Annotated in this window: 14 protein-coding genes and 6 tRNA genes; 7 read left to right on the top strand and 13 right to left on the bottom strand. The window is 63.1% G+C overall.

From position 1 onward, the window contains the following. Window positions 1–99: 99 nt before the first annotated feature. Window positions 100–615: a DUF2062 domain-containing protein gene (locus tag KCG88_RS28520; RefSeq protein WP_015634695.1), complete on the top strand. Its 516-nt coding sequence runs from the start codon at window positions 100–102 to the stop codon at window positions 613–615. A 53-nt stretch (window positions 616–668) separates the two neighbouring features. Here the strand turns inward: KCG88_RS28520 and KCG88_RS28515 are convergent, their stop codons facing one another. The 4 genes from KCG88_RS28515 to KCG88_RS28500 form a co-directional block, all read right to left on the bottom strand. Then, window positions 669–1,448, bottom strand: a complete 780-nt coding sequence (locus tag KCG88_RS28515; protein WP_011060097.1) for an ABC transporter permease — start codon at window positions 1,446–1,448, stop codon at window positions 669–671. Next, a complete protein-coding gene (locus tag KCG88_RS28510; protein ID WP_011060096.1) occupies window positions 1,445–2,377 on the bottom strand; it encodes an ABC transporter ATP-binding protein in 933 nt (310 codons plus the stop codon). The genes KCG88_RS28515 and KCG88_RS28510 overlap by 4 nt, the downstream gene beginning before the upstream one ends. A gap of 132 nt (window positions 2,378–2,509) precedes the next feature. Continuing rightward, entirely contained in the window at window positions 2,510–3,133 is a 624-nt protein-coding gene (locus tag KCG88_RS28505; protein WP_011060095.1) for a glutathione S-transferase, read from the bottom strand. A 42-nt stretch (window positions 3,134–3,175) separates the two neighbouring features. Next, window positions 3,176–3,835: a transglutaminase family protein gene (locus KCG88_RS28500; RefSeq protein ID WP_047284693.1), complete on the bottom strand. Its 660-nt coding sequence runs from the start codon at window positions 3,833–3,835 to the stop codon at window positions 3,176–3,178. 214 nt (window positions 3,836–4,049) lie between these two features. Here KCG88_RS28500 and KCG88_RS28495 point away from each other — a divergent pair, with 214 nt between their 5' ends. Next, entirely contained in the window at window positions 4,050–6,497 is a 2,448-nt protein-coding gene (locus KCG88_RS28495) for an acyl-CoA dehydrogenase (RefSeq protein ID WP_210713606.1), read from the top strand. A gap of 86 nt (window positions 6,498–6,583) precedes the next feature. Further along, the gene (locus tag KCG88_RS28490) at window positions 6,584–6,991 is read left to right on the top strand and encodes a PA2817 family protein (RefSeq protein WP_011060092.1); all 408 of its coding nucleotides are present in this window, start codon (window positions 6,584–6,586) and stop codon (window positions 6,989–6,991) included. Window positions 6,992–7,097: 106 nt separating this feature from the next. Here the strand turns inward: KCG88_RS28490 and KCG88_RS28485 are convergent, their stop codons facing one another. Further along, the gene (locus KCG88_RS28485; RefSeq protein ID WP_210713605.1) at window positions 7,098–8,051 is read right to left on the bottom strand and encodes a LysR family transcriptional regulator; all 954 of its coding nucleotides are present in this window, start codon (window positions 8,049–8,051) and stop codon (window positions 7,098–7,100) included. 88 nt (window positions 8,052–8,139) lie between these two features. On the opposite strand from KCG88_RS28485, the gene KCG88_RS28480 reads away from it, so the two are divergent. Beyond that, complete coding sequence (locus KCG88_RS28480; protein WP_210713604.1) at window positions 8,140–8,766, top strand: alanyl-tRNA editing protein; 627 nt, start codon at window positions 8,140–8,142, stop codon at window positions 8,764–8,766. A gap of 41 nt (window positions 8,767–8,807) precedes the next feature. Next, window positions 8,808–9,440, top strand: coding sequence for a LysE family transporter (locus KCG88_RS28475; protein ID WP_047284684.1), 633 nt, complete (start codon window positions 8,808–8,810; stop codon window positions 9,438–9,440). Between the two features lie 121 nt (window positions 9,441–9,561). Here KCG88_RS28475 and KCG88_RS28470 read toward each other — a convergent pair. From KCG88_RS28470 to KCG88_RS28445, 6 genes are all read right to left on the bottom strand, one after another. Continuing rightward, a tRNA-Gly gene (locus KCG88_RS28470) sits at window positions 9,562–9,637 on the bottom strand. Window positions 9,638–9,640: 3 nt separating this feature from the next. Next, window positions 9,641–9,716: transfer RNA gene (locus KCG88_RS28465), tRNA-Glu, on the bottom strand. A gap of 104 nt (window positions 9,717–9,820) precedes the next feature. Further along, window positions 9,821–9,896 (bottom strand) — tRNA-Gly (locus KCG88_RS28460). A gap of 3 nt (window positions 9,897–9,899) precedes the next feature. Continuing rightward, a tRNA-Glu gene (locus tag KCG88_RS28455) sits at window positions 9,900–9,975 on the bottom strand. Window positions 9,976–10,080: 105 nt separating this feature from the next. Then, window positions 10,081–10,156, bottom strand: a tRNA-Gly gene (locus tag KCG88_RS28450). A 2-nt stretch (window positions 10,157–10,158) separates the two neighbouring features. Next, a tRNA-Glu gene (locus tag KCG88_RS28445) sits at window positions 10,159–10,234 on the bottom strand. 379 nt (window positions 10,235–10,613) lie between these two features. Between KCG88_RS28445 and KCG88_RS28440 the strand changes: the two genes are divergently transcribed. Further along, window positions 10,614–11,372, top strand: coding sequence for a hypothetical protein (locus tag KCG88_RS28440; RefSeq protein WP_047284672.1), 759 nt, complete (start codon window positions 10,614–10,616; stop codon window positions 11,370–11,372). Between the two features lie 63 nt (window positions 11,373–11,435). Here the strand turns inward: KCG88_RS28440 and KCG88_RS28435 are convergent, their stop codons facing one another. Together KCG88_RS28435 and KCG88_RS28430 are read right to left on the bottom strand one after the other, a co-directional pair. Continuing rightward, window positions 11,436–13,406 carry a methyl-accepting chemotaxis protein gene (locus KCG88_RS28435; protein ID WP_210713603.1) on the bottom strand — a complete coding sequence of 657 codons (1,971 nt, stop codon included), beginning with the start codon at window positions 13,404–13,406 and terminating at the stop codon, window positions 11,436–11,438. A gap of 175 nt (window positions 13,407–13,581) precedes the next feature. After that, window positions 13,582–14,343, bottom strand: a complete 762-nt coding sequence (locus tag KCG88_RS28430) for an SDR family oxidoreductase (RefSeq protein WP_210713602.1) — start codon at window positions 14,341–14,343, stop codon at window positions 13,582–13,584. 237 nt (window positions 14,344–14,580) lie between these two features. Between KCG88_RS28430 and KCG88_RS28425 the strand changes: the two genes are divergently transcribed. Further along, a complete protein-coding gene (locus KCG88_RS28425) occupies window positions 14,581–15,585 on the top strand; it encodes an NADP-dependent oxidoreductase (RefSeq protein WP_047284666.1) in 1,005 nt (334 codons plus the stop codon). Window position 15,586 lies beyond the last annotated feature (1 nt).

Here is a 15,586-nt window from a genome sequence, read left to right as displayed (position 1 = left end):
CGAGGATGGGCTGCGCGGCTTTATCATTTGTCACAATGTCTGAATTTTCGCCGACTAGAATCCGGTCATAATCGTCGCTTGACCCGACCGAGAAGCCTTATGCCCCGGCGCTTATTCAAACGTTACATGCCAGATCCGACCAGCATCCGGGAACACAAGTCCTTACGCTTTCTTGGCACCCTGCTGCATGACGCCAACCTCTGGCACCTCAATCGACACTCGGTGGCCCGGGCGATGGCCGTGGGCCTGTTCGCCGCCTTTATTCCCATTCCGATGCAGATGTTGCTGGCTGCGGTACTGGCCATCTGGCTGCGCGGCAATATGCCCATCAGTGTCAGCCTGGTCTGGTTGACCAACCCCATCACCATGCCGCCGGTGTTCTTCTGCACCTACCAACTGGGGGCCTGGCTGATGAACGTGCCGCCGCGCACCCTGCCCGACGAGCTGACCTGGGAGTGGATCAGCAGCCAGCTGGCAACCCTGTGGCAACCCTTCCTCCTCGGCTCGGTGGTGGCCGGGCTGGTGCTGGGGGCCACTGCCTATTGCCTGACCATGCTCTATTGGCGCTGGTGGGTCGCGCGCCAATGGTCCAGGCGCAAGCAGCAACGGCAGTGACCAACGAAAACGGCCTCCCGAGGGAGGCCGTTTGCATGACGCACTAAAGGCATTTACTGACGCATGCCGCGCCCGCTCACCAGCAGCCGTGCGCAACCGATATACAGCACCAGGGTGGCCACCAGCATGAAGGTAATGGCGATGCTGATCTTGATGTCCGACACCCCGAGGATGCCGAAACGGAAGGCGTTGACCATGTGCAGCACCGGGTTGGCCAGGGACACCGTCTGCCAGAACGGCGGCAGCAGGTTGATCGAGTAGAACACCCCGCCCAGGTAGGTCAGGGGCGTCAGCACGAAGGTCGGGATGATCGAGATATCGTCGAAGTTGCGTGCAAAGACTGCGTTGATGAAGCCCAGCAGCGAGAAGATGGTCGCGGTCAGCACTACCACCAGCACCGTGATGCCCAGGTGGTGCACCTGCAGCGTGGTGAAGAACAGCGACAGCAGCGTCACGATGACCCCCACCATCAGCCCCCGCAGCACCCCGCCCAAGGTGTAGCCGATGAGAATGGTATGGGGCGACAACGGCGAGACCATCAACTCCTCGATGGAGCGCTGGAACTTGCTGCCGAAGAAGCTCGATACCACGTTGCCGTAGGAGTTGGTGATCACCGACATCATGATCAGCCCCGGGACGATGTACTCCATGTAGGTGAAACCACCCATGTCGCCGATCTGCCGGCCGATCAGGTTACCGAAGATGACGAAGTACAGGACCATGGTGATGGCCGGGGGCAGCAGGGTCTGCGGCCAGATCCGGGTGAAGCGCCGGACTTCGCGATAGACAATGGTGTTGAGCGCCACCAGGTTGGGTTTGAACTCCGAACTCATACCGCCACCTTCGACAGATTCTTCTCCACCAGGGACACGAACAACTCCTCAAGACGGTTGGTTTTGTTACGCAGACTCAGCACCTCGATGTTCTGCAGGGCCAGTTGGCCGAACAGCGCGGTGATGCCCACGGCCTTGTCCACCTGGACCTCCAGGGTATGGCTGTCCACCAGCCGGGTCGGATAGCCGGCCAGTTGCGGCGCCACGCTCAGGTCGTTCTTCAGGTCGAGGAGGAAAGTCTCCACATGCAGCTGGCTGAGCAACTGGCGCATGCTGGTGTTCTCGACGATGGTGCCGTGGTCGATGATGCCGATGTTGCGGCACAGCTGCTCAGCCTCTTCCAGGTAGTGGGTGGTGAGGATGATGGTGATGCCTTTCTGGTTGAGCTCGGTAAGAAAGCTCCACATGGAACGGCGCAGCTCGATATCGACCCCGGCGGTAGGTTCGTCAAGGATCAACAGGCGCGGTTCATGCACCAGCGCGCGGGCGATCATCAGGCGCCGCTTCATGCCACCGGACAGGGAACGCGAAGGCACATCGCGCTTGTCCCACAGGCCGAGCTGGGTTAGGTACTGCTCGGCGCGCTGCTTGGCGATCTTCGCCGGAATGCCGTAGTAGCCGGCCTGGGTCACGACGATGTCGAAGGTTTTCTCGAACTGGTTGAAGTTGAATTCCTGCGGCACCACGCCGATGCAACGCTTGAGCGCCGCCGGCTCACGATCCAGGTCGTGGCCGAAGACGCTCACCGTACCGCTGGTCTTGTTCACCAGGGTCGAGAGAATGCCGATGGTGGTGGATTTGCCGGCCCCGTTAGGGCCGAGCAGGGCGAAAAAGTCACCTTCGGCGACATCCAGATCGATACCACTCAGGGCCTGGAAACCGTTGCCGTAGGTTTTGGTTAGCTGCCGGATGGACAGAGCGGAACTCATATCGGATTCATGCACCAAGAAGGGGGAATTTTATAAGTAAGGGCGGCCCGAGCCGATTGCAACGACGCCGGACGCCCGCCATGTTGCGTGCCTGCGTCGTGCAAGTACAGTCACCCGTATCGATAGTGGGTATTAAGTCAACGCGGTCATCACGGCCTGGCGATAGGCCGGGCGCTGTTTCAAGCGCTCATACCAGGCTTGCAGATGGGGCATGGAAGGACGCTCGATGGGCATCTCGAACCAAGCGTAGATGAAACTGCCGAGGGGAATGTCGCCCACGCCGATCTCCTGCCCGGACAGGTAAGGCTGCTCGCCCAGGGCCTGATCGACCCGCGCCAGCAGCTCGGCACACGTGGCCTTGGCGGCGTTGATCTGCGCCCAGTCCTGCTGCTCGGCCGGGGTGCGCAATACGCCCCAGAACAGATGCCGGAAGGGTTCGGCGAAGGTCGAGGTGGTCCAGTCCATCCACTTCTCGGCGCTGGCCCGCAGTTGCACGTCGGCCGGGTACCAGTGGCTATCGGCGGCGTAGCGCGCAGCCAGGTAGCGCACGATGGTATTGGACTCCCAGAGCACGAAGTCGCCGTCTTCAATCAGTGGAATCCGGCCATTGGGGTTCAGCGCCCGGTACGCCGGGGTGTCCACCACCCCAAAGGCGCCGCCGGCGTCCAGGGACTCATAGGCGAGCCCCAGTTCCTGCGCGCACCAGAGTGCCTTCCTGACATTCGACGAGTTCTTGCGACCCCAGATCTTCAGCATGACCATCCCTCAGTAATGAATGCCGGGGCAGTCTACGCCTGATCAGCCGCGACTCAAATCGCCGCGCAGGTCTGCCAGCACTTGCGGCTGCTGCGCGTCGAACAGGTGCGGGTAGCATTTTTCCAGGTGGCCGAAAAACAGCTCCTGCGGCACGTCGGCAAACTGCCCGTGGTCCACCAGGTACTCCATCGACTGTTCGCCCTGGCGATTGAAAGGCTGGAAAACGCTGTCCTCCAGGCCGTCGAAGTCCAGCGGCGCCACATCGAACATCTCACACAATTGCCGGTTGAACGCCGGCGTGGCCTTGACCCAGCGGCCCTGCAGATAGAACTCGGTGTAGCCGTGCATGGCGAACACGTCGCTGCGCAGCAGCTCCAGCAGCTTGGGTGTGGACAGGTGATTGCGCACATCGGCCAGGCCGATGCGCGCCGGTATCCCGCAATGCCGGGCACAACCGGCGAGCAAGGTGGCCTTGGGCACGCAATAGCTCTCGCCGGTGGCCAGGGCATGGCTGCCGCGCAAAGTCTGGGGATCACGACTGAAACTGTAGAAGTTATAGCGTACGGCCTCGCGCACCGCGTAATAGAGGCTGACGGCTTGCTGTCGGGGATCGCGGCTGGCACCGCGATGAGTTTCGGCGAACTCCACCACCGCCGGGTGGTCACTATCGATGAAGCGGCTGGGACGCAGGTACTCGTGCATGGGCATGACCTCCGAGAGGAAGCCTGAGTCTATCGAGGCGTCCGCCCCAGTGATAACGACGTATCGGCCAAAGATCATGGCCCCCACGAACAACCGGGCCTGGCCCGCAAGATACAGACTTGCGCTGCACCCGCACTGCCCTGCTCACCCGCGCTGTCGAAGGCCGACTACGCTCTGAGGGTGATTTCACCCCTGGTTTCACGGAGGATTGAATATGCTGTTGTTGTGGATACTGGTTCTGGTGCTCGCAGTGGCCTACCTGGCCCACCGCCGTACCGCCCCCCTGCCCGCCCTGGGCGTGGTCGCCGTCTACCTCTTGGCCATGGGCGCCTTTAGCCGTGCCCCCGGCTGGCTGCTGCTGATTTTCTGGGTGCTGCTGGCAGCGGTCGCCGCCCCTCTGCTGCTGCCCGATCTGCGGCGCAAGTATTTCAGTGCGCCGCTGTTCAGTTGGTTCCAGAGAGTCCTGCCGCCGATGTCCCAGACCGAGCGCGATGCCATCGATGCCGGCACCGTCTGGTGGGACGGCGAGCTGTTCAGTGGCCGCCCCGACTGGAATACCTTGCTGGCCTACCCCAAGGCCCAGCTGACCGAAGAAGAGCAGGCGTTCATCGACGGCCCGACCGAGGAGCTGTGCGCCATGGTCAGCGACTGGCAGATCGGCCAGCACATGGACCTGCCGCCCGAAGCCTGGGCCCACATCAAGGAGCACGGTTTCTTTGCCCTGATCATTCCCAAGGAGTTCGGCGGCAAGGGCTTCTCGGCCTACGCCCACTCCCAGGTGGCCATGAAGCTGGCCACCCGCAGCGGCGACCTGGCCTCCACCGTGATGGTGCCCAACTCCCTGGGCCCGGCCGAACTGCTGCTGCACTACGGCACCGACGAACAGCGCAATCACTACCTGCCGCGGCTGGCCCGGGGCGACGACATTCCCTGCTTCGCCCTCACCGGCCCCCTGGCCGGCTCCGATGCCGGGTCCATGCCCGACACCGGGATCATCTGCAAAGGCCAATGGCAAGGTGAAGAAACCCTGGGCCTGCGCCTGAACTGGGAAAAGCGCTACATCACCCTGGGCCCGGTGGCCACCCTGCTCGGCCTGGCCTTCAAGGCCCATGACCCGGACCACCTGCTGGGCGACCAGGAAGACCTGGGCATCAGCCTGGCGCTGATCCCCACCGACACCCCCGGGGTGGACATCGGCCGCCGCCACCTGCCCCTGGGCGCGGCCTTCATGAACGGCCCGAACTCCGGCAAGGACGTGTTCATCCCCCTGGACTTCCTCATCGGCGGCCAGGAAATGCTCGGCAAGGGCTGGATGATGCTGATGAACTGCCTGTCCGTGGGCCGTTCGATCTCCCTGCCCGCGGTGGGCACCGGCGCCGCCAAATTCACCAGCCTGGTGACCGGCCAGTACGCCCAGGTGCGGGAGCAGTTCAACGTGCCCCTGGCCGCCTTCGAAGGCATCCAGGAGGCTCTGGCCCGTCTCGGCGGCAATGCCTGGCTGATGGACAGTGCGCGCATGCTCACTGCCAACGCCGTGGACCTGGGGGAAAAACCCTCGGTGCTGTCGGCGATCCTCAAGTACCACCTCACCGAGCGCGGCCGCGAGTGCATCAGCCACGCCATGGACGTGCACGGCGGCAAGGGCATCATCATGGGCCCCAACAACTACCTGGGCCGCAGCTGGCAAGGAGCGCCGATCTTCATCACCGTGGAAGGCGCCAACATCCTGTCGCGCAACCTGATGATCTTCGGCCAGGGGGCAATCCGCTGCCATCCGTTCGTGCTCAAGGAAATGGCCCTGGCCGGTCGCGAAGACCACGACCAGGCGCTGCAGGAGTTCGACGCCCTGCTGCTCAAGCACATAGGTTTCGCCGTGAGCAACGCCGCCAGCACCCTGGTGCTGAACCTCGGCCTGGGCCACTTCGAACACGTTCCGGGAGACAAGGTCAGCCAGGGCTATTTCCGTGCCCTGAACCGCCAGGCCGCGGCCTTCGCTCTGCTGGCGGACTTCTCGATGATGCTGCTGGGGGGCGAACTCAAACGCCGCGAGCGCCTTTCCGCCCGCCTGGGGGATGTGCTCAGCCACCTGTACCTGGCGTCGGCAGCGCTCAAGCGCTACCACGACCTGGACTCCCCGGAATACCTGCGCCCCCTGCTGGCCTGGGCCATGGAAGAAAGCCTCGGGCATTCCGAGCGGGCCCTGGACGAGTTGCTCAGCAACTTCCCCAACCGGGTGTTCGGTTGCCTGCTGCGGGTGCTGGTGTTCCCCTTCGGCCGTCGCCATACCGGGCCATCGGACCAGTTGGATGCCGAAGTGGCGGCGATCATCGGTCGCGCCCAGGGCGATCCGGCCCTGGAAGCGGTGCTCGCCGGTTGCTACCGCCCGCAATCCAAGGACGACCCGGTGGGCGCCCTGCAACATGCCAGCAACCTGCTGAGCGCTGCGCACCCGTTGCACAAGAAGCTCCACGAAGCGCTGAAAAGCGGCCAGGTCAAACCGGCTGCCGGCGAATCGGCCATCGACGCGGCGCTGGAAGCCGGCGTGCTGCAGGCCGCCGAGGCCCAGAGCCTGCGCGAGGCCGAAGCGGCGCGGCGCAAGGTCATCGATGTGGATGACTTTGCCAAGGAGGAGCTGACCCTGAGCGAAGGCAAGACCCGCTAGACGACCGCCCTCGGGGCAGGTCGATTATGAAACCGGGCGCGGGAGCTATATACTCCCGCGCCCGTTTTGCTCTTGAGGACCCTGTCATGTCCAACATCGTCGCCGATCATCTCGTCCTGCTGGACCACCTGCGCAGCATCCTGGTCGCCGTAGGTGAAGCCGAACAGGTGCCCGAGGAAAGCCACGCGCTGTTCCTGGAGCGCTTCGACGAACTGCGCGCCTCGCTGCCGATCGACCCGATCGAAAGCCAGTACCTGGGCCAGGACCTGCTGTGCCAGATCATGCAGCGCTACCCGCAGATCGCCCACCTGGTGCCTCGTGACCTGCTGTGGTTCTTCGCCGGTGACTGCCTGCACTACATGCCCGATGAAGAAATCGACCTGTACCAGGCCCTGGAAGAGCGCCGTTTCGAAGCCGAGCAGAACGACGAGCCCTTCGACTGGAACCAGGAAAAGCAGCTGCTGGCGCTTTCTGCCCAGGACAGCAAGCACTGATCACTGCGCCCGGCGCAGCCAAGGCCCGCACGGTTCGCCCGGCGGGCCTTTTTCATGGGTGCCTTTTAGCGACGGCTTGTCAGAGAATTCGCTGGCAAGCCAGCGCTTACAGCAGGCGTTCCGCTTTGCCCGGGCGGTGGAGGGTCGGCTCCTTGGCCAGGCATTCCACCAGGTAATCGATGAAAACCCGCAACTTGGGCGGCAGGTAACGGGTCGGTGAATGCAGCAGCCAGGCACCGCCGTGGTAGGAGGCCAGGAAGGTCCACTCCGGCAACACCTGGACGATCTGCCCCTGCTCCAGGGCATGGCGCGCGGTGAAGTACGGCAGGCTGCCGATCCCCAGGTGTTGCAGCAGCGCATCCAGGCGCACCCCGGTGTGGTTGGCCGCATAGCGCCCGCGCACCCCCACCGTGACCGCCTTGCTGCCCTGGGTAAATTTCCAGCGCGCATCGCTGGGGGTCTCGCCCAGGTAGATACAGCTGTGCTGGCGCAGGTCCTGAGGATGGGCCGGCGTGCCGTGCTCGGCCAGGTACTGCGGGGTGGCGCAGAGCAGGTGATCGATGCGCAACAGCTGGCGGCCGATCAACCCGGGCGGCGGGCGGTCGGTGATGCGGATCGCCAGGTCGACGTTGTCGTCGATCAGGTCGACATCGCGGTCCTCATGCAGCAGTTCCACATCGACCTGGGGATAGCGCCGCAGAAACTCCGGCATGTGCGGGTGCACCACGAAACGCCCCACCGCCTTGGGCACGCTGACCCGCACCACACCCTCGGCTTCGTGGGTGAACTGGCCGCTGACTTCCATCACCGAACGGGCCGCACTGACCATTTCACTGCAACGCTTGAACACCTCTTCGCCACCGTCGCTCAAGCGCAACTTGCGTGTGGTGCGCTGCAACAACCGGGTGGCCAGGGCCTTTTCCAGGCGCGAGATGCTGCGGCTGACCGCCGAAGGCGAGGAGCCCAGCTGGCGTGCCGCTTCGGAGAAGCTGCCGGTCTCCACGACCCTGACGAAAATGGCCATTTCTGCCAGCAAAGGCAGGGGTAGATTTATGCTCATGACGCAATAGTCCATTGAGTTTCGAACGGATTATCACGCAATTGCCCAGGCCGCATAATAAAAAACACTGAATTCCAGGGTTAGAGAAATGACGCGGCGCCTGTATTACGACAATGACCAGTTACTGACCTCCGTCGAGGTCCTGAGCTGCATCCCCCACGAACAGCAATTCGCGGTCACCCTCAACGCCACGCCCTTCCACCCCCAGGGTGGCGGCCAGCCCAGCGATACCGGCTGGATCGGCCAGGCCACCGTTCTGCGGGTGGCCCAGGAAGGCGAGCAGATCGTGCATTACCTGGACCAGCCGCTGGAGCCGGGCATTTTCGAGGCCCGGGTCGATGAGGCCGTGCGCCAGTTCAACAGCCGCATGCACTCCGCCGGGCACCTGATCGGCCACTTCGTGCAAAGCCAGGGCTGGATACCGATCAAGGCCCATCACTGGCCAGGTGAAGGCCGGGTGTCGTTCAAACCGGCAGAGCAGCCCCGGGAGATCGACAGCGCCAGCGTGCAGGACGCGATTGCGCAGTGGATAGAGGCCGACCTGGAACGACACAGCACAACGGCGGACGGTTCGCGCCAGATCAGCTTTGGCCAACTGCCGGCCTATGGTTGCGGCGGCACCCACGTCAGCCACCTGCAGCAGTTGGGCACGGTGCTCATCACCGCGGTCTCACTCAAGAAAGGCACCCTTTCGGTCAGCTACAGCCTCGACTGAAAACCGCCTGCCACTCAATCACCCTGCTTTGCGGAGTCCGCATGCTGTCCAACTATCTTGGCGAGTTCCTCGCCCTGGCCCTGGTTCACTTTCTCGCAGTGGTCGCTCCCGGGCCGGATTTTGCCGTGACCATCCGCCAGAGCGTGCGCTTTGGCCGCATGACCGGGGTCTGTACCGCCCTGGGCATCGGCGCCGGCATCTCGGTGCACGTGCTCTACACCCTGCTGGGGGTGGGCGCCCTGATGCACACCACGCCCTGGCTGCTGAGTGCGGCCAAACTGCTGGGCGGCGCCTACATTCTGTACTTGGGAATCAGCCTGCTGCGCAGCAAGGCCAAGACCAGCCTTCCCGGCGAGGCACCCGCCGATGAGCCCCAACAGACCTTGCTGCGAGCCTTTACCACGGGGTTTCTGACCAATGCCACCAACCCCAAGGCGACTCTGTTTTTCCTGGCGATCTTCACCACCCTGGTCAGCGCCACCACTCCACTGAGCATCCAGGCACTATATGGCGCCTGGATGTGCCTGGTGAATGCGCTGTGGTTCGTGATCGTCGCGCTGTTCTTCTCCAGCTCTCGGGTGCGCTTGCTGTTCATGCGCCTGGGGCACTGGTTCGAGCGCTGCATGGGGCTGATCCTGCTGCTGTTCGCCGGGCGGTTGCTGCTGTCGCTGTAGGCAAGGCAAACGACAAAGGCCCGCGCAGGTGTACTGGCGGGCCTTTTTTCTGGGCACTGGCTGCAGTGTTGAATCGCAGGCAAACAAAAACGCCGCTCAATGAGCGGCGTTCTTGTGAATTTGGAGCGGGAAACGAGACTCGAACTCGCGACCCCGACCTTGGCAAGGTCGTGCTCTACCAACTGAGCTATTCCCGCAAATGGCGTCCCCTAGGGGACTCGAACCCCTGTTACCGCCGTGAAAGGGCGGTGTCCTAGGCCACTAGACGAAGGGGACACGCTAACCGCAACACATGGTGTGTGTTTCGGCGCCCAGAGCCGCATCCGAAGACTTGGGTTCTGGTTTCACTCAGCCCCGCCCGAAGGCAGTGCTGCTTAAATTGGAGCGGGAAACGAGACTCGAACTCGCGACCCCGACCTTGGCAAGGTCGTGCTCTACCAACTGAGCTATTCCCGCAAATGGCGTCCCCTAGGGGACTCGAACCCCTGTTACCGCCGTGAAAGGGCGGTGTCCTAGGCCACTAGACGAAGGGGACACGCTACCCGGAACACATGGTGTGTGTTTCGGTGTCCAGAACCGCATCCGAAGATTCGGTTTCTGGTTTCACTCAGCCTCGCCCGAAAGCCAGACTGTTTAAAATTGGAGCGGGAAACGAGACTCGAACTCGCGACCCCGACCTTGGCAAGGTCGTGCTCTACCAACTGAGCTATTCCCGCAATGGCGTCCCCTAGGGGACTCGAACCCCTGTTACCGCCGTGAAAGGGCGGTGTCCTAGGCCACTAGACGAAGGGGACACGCTACAGCATTCACTTCCTTCAACGTTTTGCTATTTGCTTTCCGTTGAAAGTGGCGCGCATTCTATGGATGCTTTTGGAGGCCGTCAACCCCCATATATAATTTTATTTAAATCAATGACTTCGGAGCTGTTTTAGGCCCGCTCCAGGGTTTTCTGCCGTCCGCGCTTTGACGCCTATATTCTGGCACTCGACAAGGCGTTATAGTCCTCCACAGCCGGTGATGGCAATTTGAACCCTGGGATCCCCCAAGGCAAATGCCCCCTCTATAAGCAGCACAATCCATGCCCGGCTCGTCGAGCGGCGCTATGCGTCTAAATGCCAAGCCACTACACTCGCACGCGAATCCCATAACGAGGTTTTAACGGTGACACCACTCATGATCACCCTGCTGGTAATAGCCGGGATCGCACTATTGATCGCCATTGGCTACATGAACCATGTGGTGGAAAACAACAAACTGGAAAAAGCCCGCACCAAGGTCGAACTCAATGATCGCCTGCGTCGTTGCGGCGAGATCACCGAAACCTTCCCCGGCCAGTTCATGTCACCAGCCCTCAAGCTGCTGCTGACGCGACTGGAGCTGAACGTCGTTCAGCGCATGCTCAACCTCGATAAGACCGACAGCGCCCTCAAGGCACGCCTGGCTGAGCTCAATACCCTGGTAGGCCAGGGCGAGTCGATCCCGGTGAACAACCCGCCGGCACCGATCCAGACCGAAGCCAAGGCCAAGGACGTGCGCTTCCTGCTGGAGGCCATGCACGGCCAGGTCACTCGCGCCGCCCACGACGGTTTCCTGCAGCCCAACGAAGCCAAGCGCTGGATCAAGGAGATCCGCCACATCCTGGTGCTGCTGCATATCGAGTTCTTCAACAACCTGGGCCAGTACGCCCTGCAGCAGAACCAGCCGGGCCAGGCCCGACTGGCCTTCGAGCGTGGCGTGCAGTACCTGCGCAAGCAGCCGGACCCGGCGGTCTACAAGGAGCAGCTGGAATACCTGGACAAACTCCTGGCCCGGGCCAATGCCCTGGTGCTGTCGACCCTGGAACCTGCCCCGGACGAAGACAACCAGCTGACCCAGGGCCTCAAGACCGTGGAAGCAGACGCCGACTGGAAAAAGAAAGCCATCTACGACTGACAGAAAAAACCCTTGCCCGGAACACCCGGGCAAGGGTTTTAAAGCGCTGCGCCCTCCCCGCCGCTACAAGCGGAAATGCCCCACCATCCCCTTCAGTTCCACGCCCAACTGCGCCAGCTCGATGCTCGACGCGGCGTTGCCCTGCATCGCCAGGGAGGACTGGTCGGCACTGGCGCGAATGCTGGTGACACTGCGGTTGATTTCTTCGGCCACCGAACTCTGCTGCTCGGCCGCAGCGGCGATCTGCTGGTTCATCTGCTGGATCAATGACACCGCCGCGGCAATGCTGCCCAGGGCGCTTTCGGTCTGCAGGGCATCGCTGACCGCCAGCTTCACCAGCTCGCCACTGCTCTGGATCTGCTGCACCGAGGAGTCGGCCGCTGCGTGCAGAGCCGTCACCAACCGGGCGATCTCTTCGGTGGACTGCTGCGTGCGTTTCGCCAGGGCCCGCACTTCATCGGCCACCACCGCAAACCCCCGGCCCTGCTCCCCGGCCCTGGCGGCTTCGATGGCGGCGTTGAGGGCCAGCAGGTTGGTCTGCTCGGCCACGCTCTTGATCACATCCAGCACGCTACCGATGTTGTCGATTTCCGCACTCAGGCTCTCGATACCACTGCTGGCACGGCTGGCGGAATCCGCCAGTTGCTCGATGCGCTGCATGCTCTGGCGCACCACTTGCTGGCCACTTTCGACCTTGTCGTCCGCCGCCTGGGCGGCTTGGGCGGCCTCCTCGGCATTGCGCGCCACATCGTGCACCGTGGCGGTCATCTGATTCATGGCCGTGGCCACTTGCTCGGTTTCTTCCTTCTGGGTGCTGACTTCCAGGTTGGTCTGCTCGGTCACCGTGGACAGCGACTGAGCCGAACTGGCCAGTTGCTCGATCCCCGCCTGCAGGCCACTGACAATGCCGCTCAGGCCGCTGCCCATCTGCTGCATGGCCTGCATCAACTGACCGATCTCGTCACGTCGGGTCACCTCCACGGTCGCGGTCAGATCACCGGCTGCGATCTGCTGAGCCACGTGCATCACACTGCGCAACGGGCGCACGATCAGGCGGGTGACGCTCAAGGCCGCCAACAGCCCCACCAACAGCGCCAAGGCCGAGGAGCCGATGATCAGCAGGGAATTCTTGTCCAGCTCCCCCAGCATCGACTGCTCTTGCGCCCCGTACGCCTGATCAACCCGCGCCATCACCTGGGCGGCGCGCTCATGCAACTGCTGATAGACCTGCTTCTCCTGGGCCAGCAACCCGGTGTACTCGTTGAGCTTCTCGCTGAAGTTGCCGATATGCCCCGAGACTTCGTTGAGCACCGTCTGATAGCCCGCATCCTTGACCGTGGCCTTCAACTGCTCGGCCTGGGCCAGGGCCTGATCGGCCTGCTCGATCTTGCCCTGCTCGGCGGGCTCCTGGTCGCCGCCCTTGCGGTTCTGATCCAAGCGCACCCGGGCCTCGTTCATGGCCTGCAGCATCAGGCGTGAAACCTGGCTGATCTGATTGGCCTGCTCGATGAATTCGGCACCGTCCTTGCCCTGGGATTCCTTGAGCGTATAAGCACCGTCATCCGCCAACCCGGCCTGCAGCACGTCAAGGTTATTGGCCACGCTGGACACCGACCAACTGGCCATTTCCAGGGCCAGGTCCTTGGCCTGGGTCAGCTCGACGAACTCGTCGAAGGCCTTGCGATAGTCCGCCAGCGCCAGCTCCACATCGCCCATCGCGGTCTGGTTGGCCGCCGACCGCACCTTGAGCTGCTGGGCCAGGGCCTGCAGGCCCTCCAGGCTTTCATGCAGGCTGTCCACGGTCTTGCTGTCGCCATGCAGGGCGTAGTCCTGCTCCTGCAGCCGCACCTTGAGCACGCCGCTATTGAGCTGGGACATCTGTTTGAGACCATCGAAGCGCTGGCTGATGGTCTGCAGGGACCAGACACCGATCCCCGCCACCAGAGCCGTGAGAAGCAACACCAGGGCAAACCCGATGCCCAGTTTCTTTGCCATGCCCAGGTTGGCAAAACGTCCACTTGCGGCCGAAGTCATGGTGCGCAGTCCCCTTCCAATCCCCAATGGCAATAGGGCCATCTTGTCTTGGCGAAGGGTCGCAACGGCATGCACCGGCGCACAAGTCTCTGACGTCGGAATAATGGCAAAAAGCTACGCCGAGGTCGTTTTCAGGACACTGGAGGTCGATTCCATCGGGCCCCGGCCATCGGCATCAGATCGCGGTGGCCCCGCCGTCGACCGCCAGTGCATGGCCGGTGGTAAAGGCCGCGCCATCGCTGCACAGGTAGAGCACCGCGCTGGCGATCTCCTCGACCTTGCCGATGCGCCCCACCGGGTGCATGGCCGCGGCGAACTCGGCCTTCTTCGGGTCCGCCTCGTAGGCACGGCGGAACATGTCGGTGTCGATCACCGCCGGGCATACCGCGTTCACGCGGATTTTCTTCTTCGCATATTCGATGGCCGCCGACTTGGTCAGGCCGATCACCGCATGCTTGGAGGCCGCATAGATGCTCATCTTCGGCGCCGCGCCCAGGCCCGCCACCGAGGCGGTGTTGACGATCGCCCCACCACCCTGGGCCAGCAGCAGCGGCAACTGGTACTTCATGCACAGCCAGACCCCTTTGACGTTGACCCCCATGATGGCGTCGAACTCATCCATGGAGCCCTCCGCAAGGCGGCCCTTTTCGATCTCGATACCGGCATTGTTGAAGGCGTAATCCAGGCGCCCATAGGCTTCGATGGTGCGGGCCATGAGGCTTTGCACATCCGCCTCCAGGGTAACGTTGCACGGCACGAACAGCGCCTCGCCACCGGCCTGGCGGATCAGCGCCACGGTGCCCTCGCCCCCCGCCGTGTCCAGGTCTGCCACCACCACCTTCAAGCCTTGTGCGGCAAATGCCTGGGCAGTGGCCTGGCCGATACCATTGGCTGCGCCGGTCACCAGGGCCACCTGGCCGGAAAACGTCATGCTCATTACAGGAATCCTCGATCGAATGCGGGTCAGCTACCCGGCCCAATCTAGCCACAGCCGGGGCTGGTGGCGTCAGCACTATCAAAAGCCCGGTTGGATGCTTATGCATTCTGGTGATGAATCTGCCGGGGGCTTTATCAGGGTGATCGATTGGCCTCCATTCGCTGCAGCGGCAAACCTTGCGGCACCGAGGCCAAGGGGCTATCAACTAGGGGTTCATTCATCCCACGAGTGCCTGCCATGACCGCCCTGACCAATCGCCAGTTCCTGCTCGCCAAACGCCCCATCGGACCGGCCACCCGCGATACCTTCACCTACCAGCAAGTGGCAGTGGGCGAGCCCGCCGCCGGGCAGATTCTGGTGAAGAATGAATACCTGTCCCTGGACCCAGCCATGCGCGGCTGGATGAACGAGGGCAAGTCCTACATTGCCCCGGTGGCCATCGGCGAGGTCATGCGCGCCCTGGGCGTGGGCCAGGTGATCGCCTCCAGCCACCCCGACTTCGCGGTGGGCGACTACGTCAATGGCGCGCTCGGCGTGCAGGACTACTTCCTCGGCGAGCCCCGGGGCTTCTACAAGGTCGACCCCAAGCTGGCCCCGCTGCCGCTCTATCTGTCGGCCCTGGGCATGACCGGCATGACCGCCTACTTCGCCCTGCTGGACGTGGGCGCGCCCAAGGCCGGCGACACCGTGGTGCTGTCCGGGGCCGCCGGCGCGGTGGGCAGCATTGCCGGGCAGATCGCCAGGATCAAGGGCTGTCGCGTGGTAGGGATTGCCGGCGGCCAGGACAAGTGCCGGTTCCTCATCGACGAGCTGGGCTTTGACGGCGCCATCGACTACAAGAACGAAGACGTCCACGCCGGCCTCAAGCGCGAGTGCCCCAAAGGCGTCGATGTGTATTTCGACAACGTCGGCGGCGACATCCTCGATGCCGTGCTCAGCCGCCTGAACGTCAAGGCGCGGGTGGTGATCTGCGGCGCCATCAGCCAGTACAACAACAAGGAAGCGGTCAAGGGGCCGGCCAACTACCTGTCGCTGCTGGTCAACCGGGCGCGCATGGAGGGGTTCGTGGTGATGGACTATGCCGCGCAGTTCGCCGAAGCCGGGCAGGAAATGGCCGGCTGGATGGCCAAGGGGCAGCTCAAGAGCAAGGAGGATATTGTCGAGGGCCTGGAAACCTTCCCGGAAACCCTGGGCAAGCTGTTCAGCGGCGAGAACTTCGGCAAGCTGGTGCTGAAAGTCTGAA

Source organism: Pseudomonas sp. MWU349, assembly GCF_017947325.1.
Lineage (GTDB): Bacteria > Pseudomonadota > Gammaproteobacteria > Pseudomonadales > Pseudomonadaceae > Aquipseudomonas > Aquipseudomonas protegens.
The sequence above is the reverse complement of the archived record's forward strand: the minus strand, read 5'-3'. Positions and strand labels throughout refer to the sequence as shown.

What these genes read in the sequence shown, in the direction of transcription:
- KCG88_RS28435 (WP_210713603.1), bottom strand. Translation starts at nt 13,406, where the DNA reads ATGACTTCGGCCGCAAGTGGACGTTTTGCCAACCTGGGCATGGCAAAG.
- KCG88_RS28430 (WP_210713602.1), bottom strand. Translation starts at nt 14,343, where the DNA reads ATGAGCATGACGTTTTCCGGCCAGGTGGCCCTGGTGACCGGCGCAGCC.
- KCG88_RS28505 (WP_011060095.1), bottom strand. Translation starts at nt 3,133, where the DNA reads ATGCTGAAGATCTGGGGTCGCAAGAACTCGTCGAATGTCAGGAAGGCA.
- KCG88_RS28495 (WP_210713606.1), top strand. Translation starts at nt 4,050, where the DNA reads ATGCTGTTGTTGTGGATACTGGTTCTGGTGCTCGCAGTGGCCTACCTG.
- KCG88_RS28515 (WP_011060097.1), bottom strand. Translation starts at nt 1,448, where the DNA reads ATGAGTTCGGAGTTCAAACCCAACCTGGTGGCGCTCAACACCATTGTC.
- KCG88_RS28485 (WP_210713605.1), bottom strand. Translation starts at nt 8,051, where the DNA reads ATGAGCATAAATCTACCCCTGCCTTTGCTGGCAGAAATGGCCATTTTC.
- KCG88_RS28475 (WP_047284684.1), top strand. Translation starts at nt 8,808, where the DNA reads ATGCTGTCCAACTATCTTGGCGAGTTCCTCGCCCTGGCCCTGGTTCAC.
- KCG88_RS28425 (WP_047284666.1), top strand. Translation starts at nt 14,581, where the DNA reads ATGACCGCCCTGACCAATCGCCAGTTCCTGCTCGCCAAACGCCCCATC.
- KCG88_RS28520 (WP_015634695.1), top strand. Translation starts at nt 100, where the DNA reads ATGCCCCGGCGCTTATTCAAACGTTACATGCCAGATCCGACCAGCATC.
- KCG88_RS28500 (WP_047284693.1), bottom strand. Translation starts at nt 3,835, where the DNA reads ATGCACGAGTACCTGCGTCCCAGCCGCTTCATCGATAGTGACCACCCG.
- KCG88_RS28440 (WP_047284672.1), top strand. Translation starts at nt 10,614, where the DNA reads ATGATCACCCTGCTGGTAATAGCCGGGATCGCACTATTGATCGCCATT.
- KCG88_RS28480 (WP_210713604.1), top strand. Translation starts at nt 8,140, where the DNA reads ATGACGCGGCGCCTGTATTACGACAATGACCAGTTACTGACCTCCGTC.
- KCG88_RS28510 (WP_011060096.1), bottom strand. Translation starts at nt 2,377, where the DNA reads ATGAGTTCCGCTCTGTCCATCCGGCAGCTAACCAAAACCTACGGCAAC.
- KCG88_RS28490 (WP_011060092.1), top strand. Translation starts at nt 6,584, where the DNA reads ATGTCCAACATCGTCGCCGATCATCTCGTCCTGCTGGACCACCTGCGC.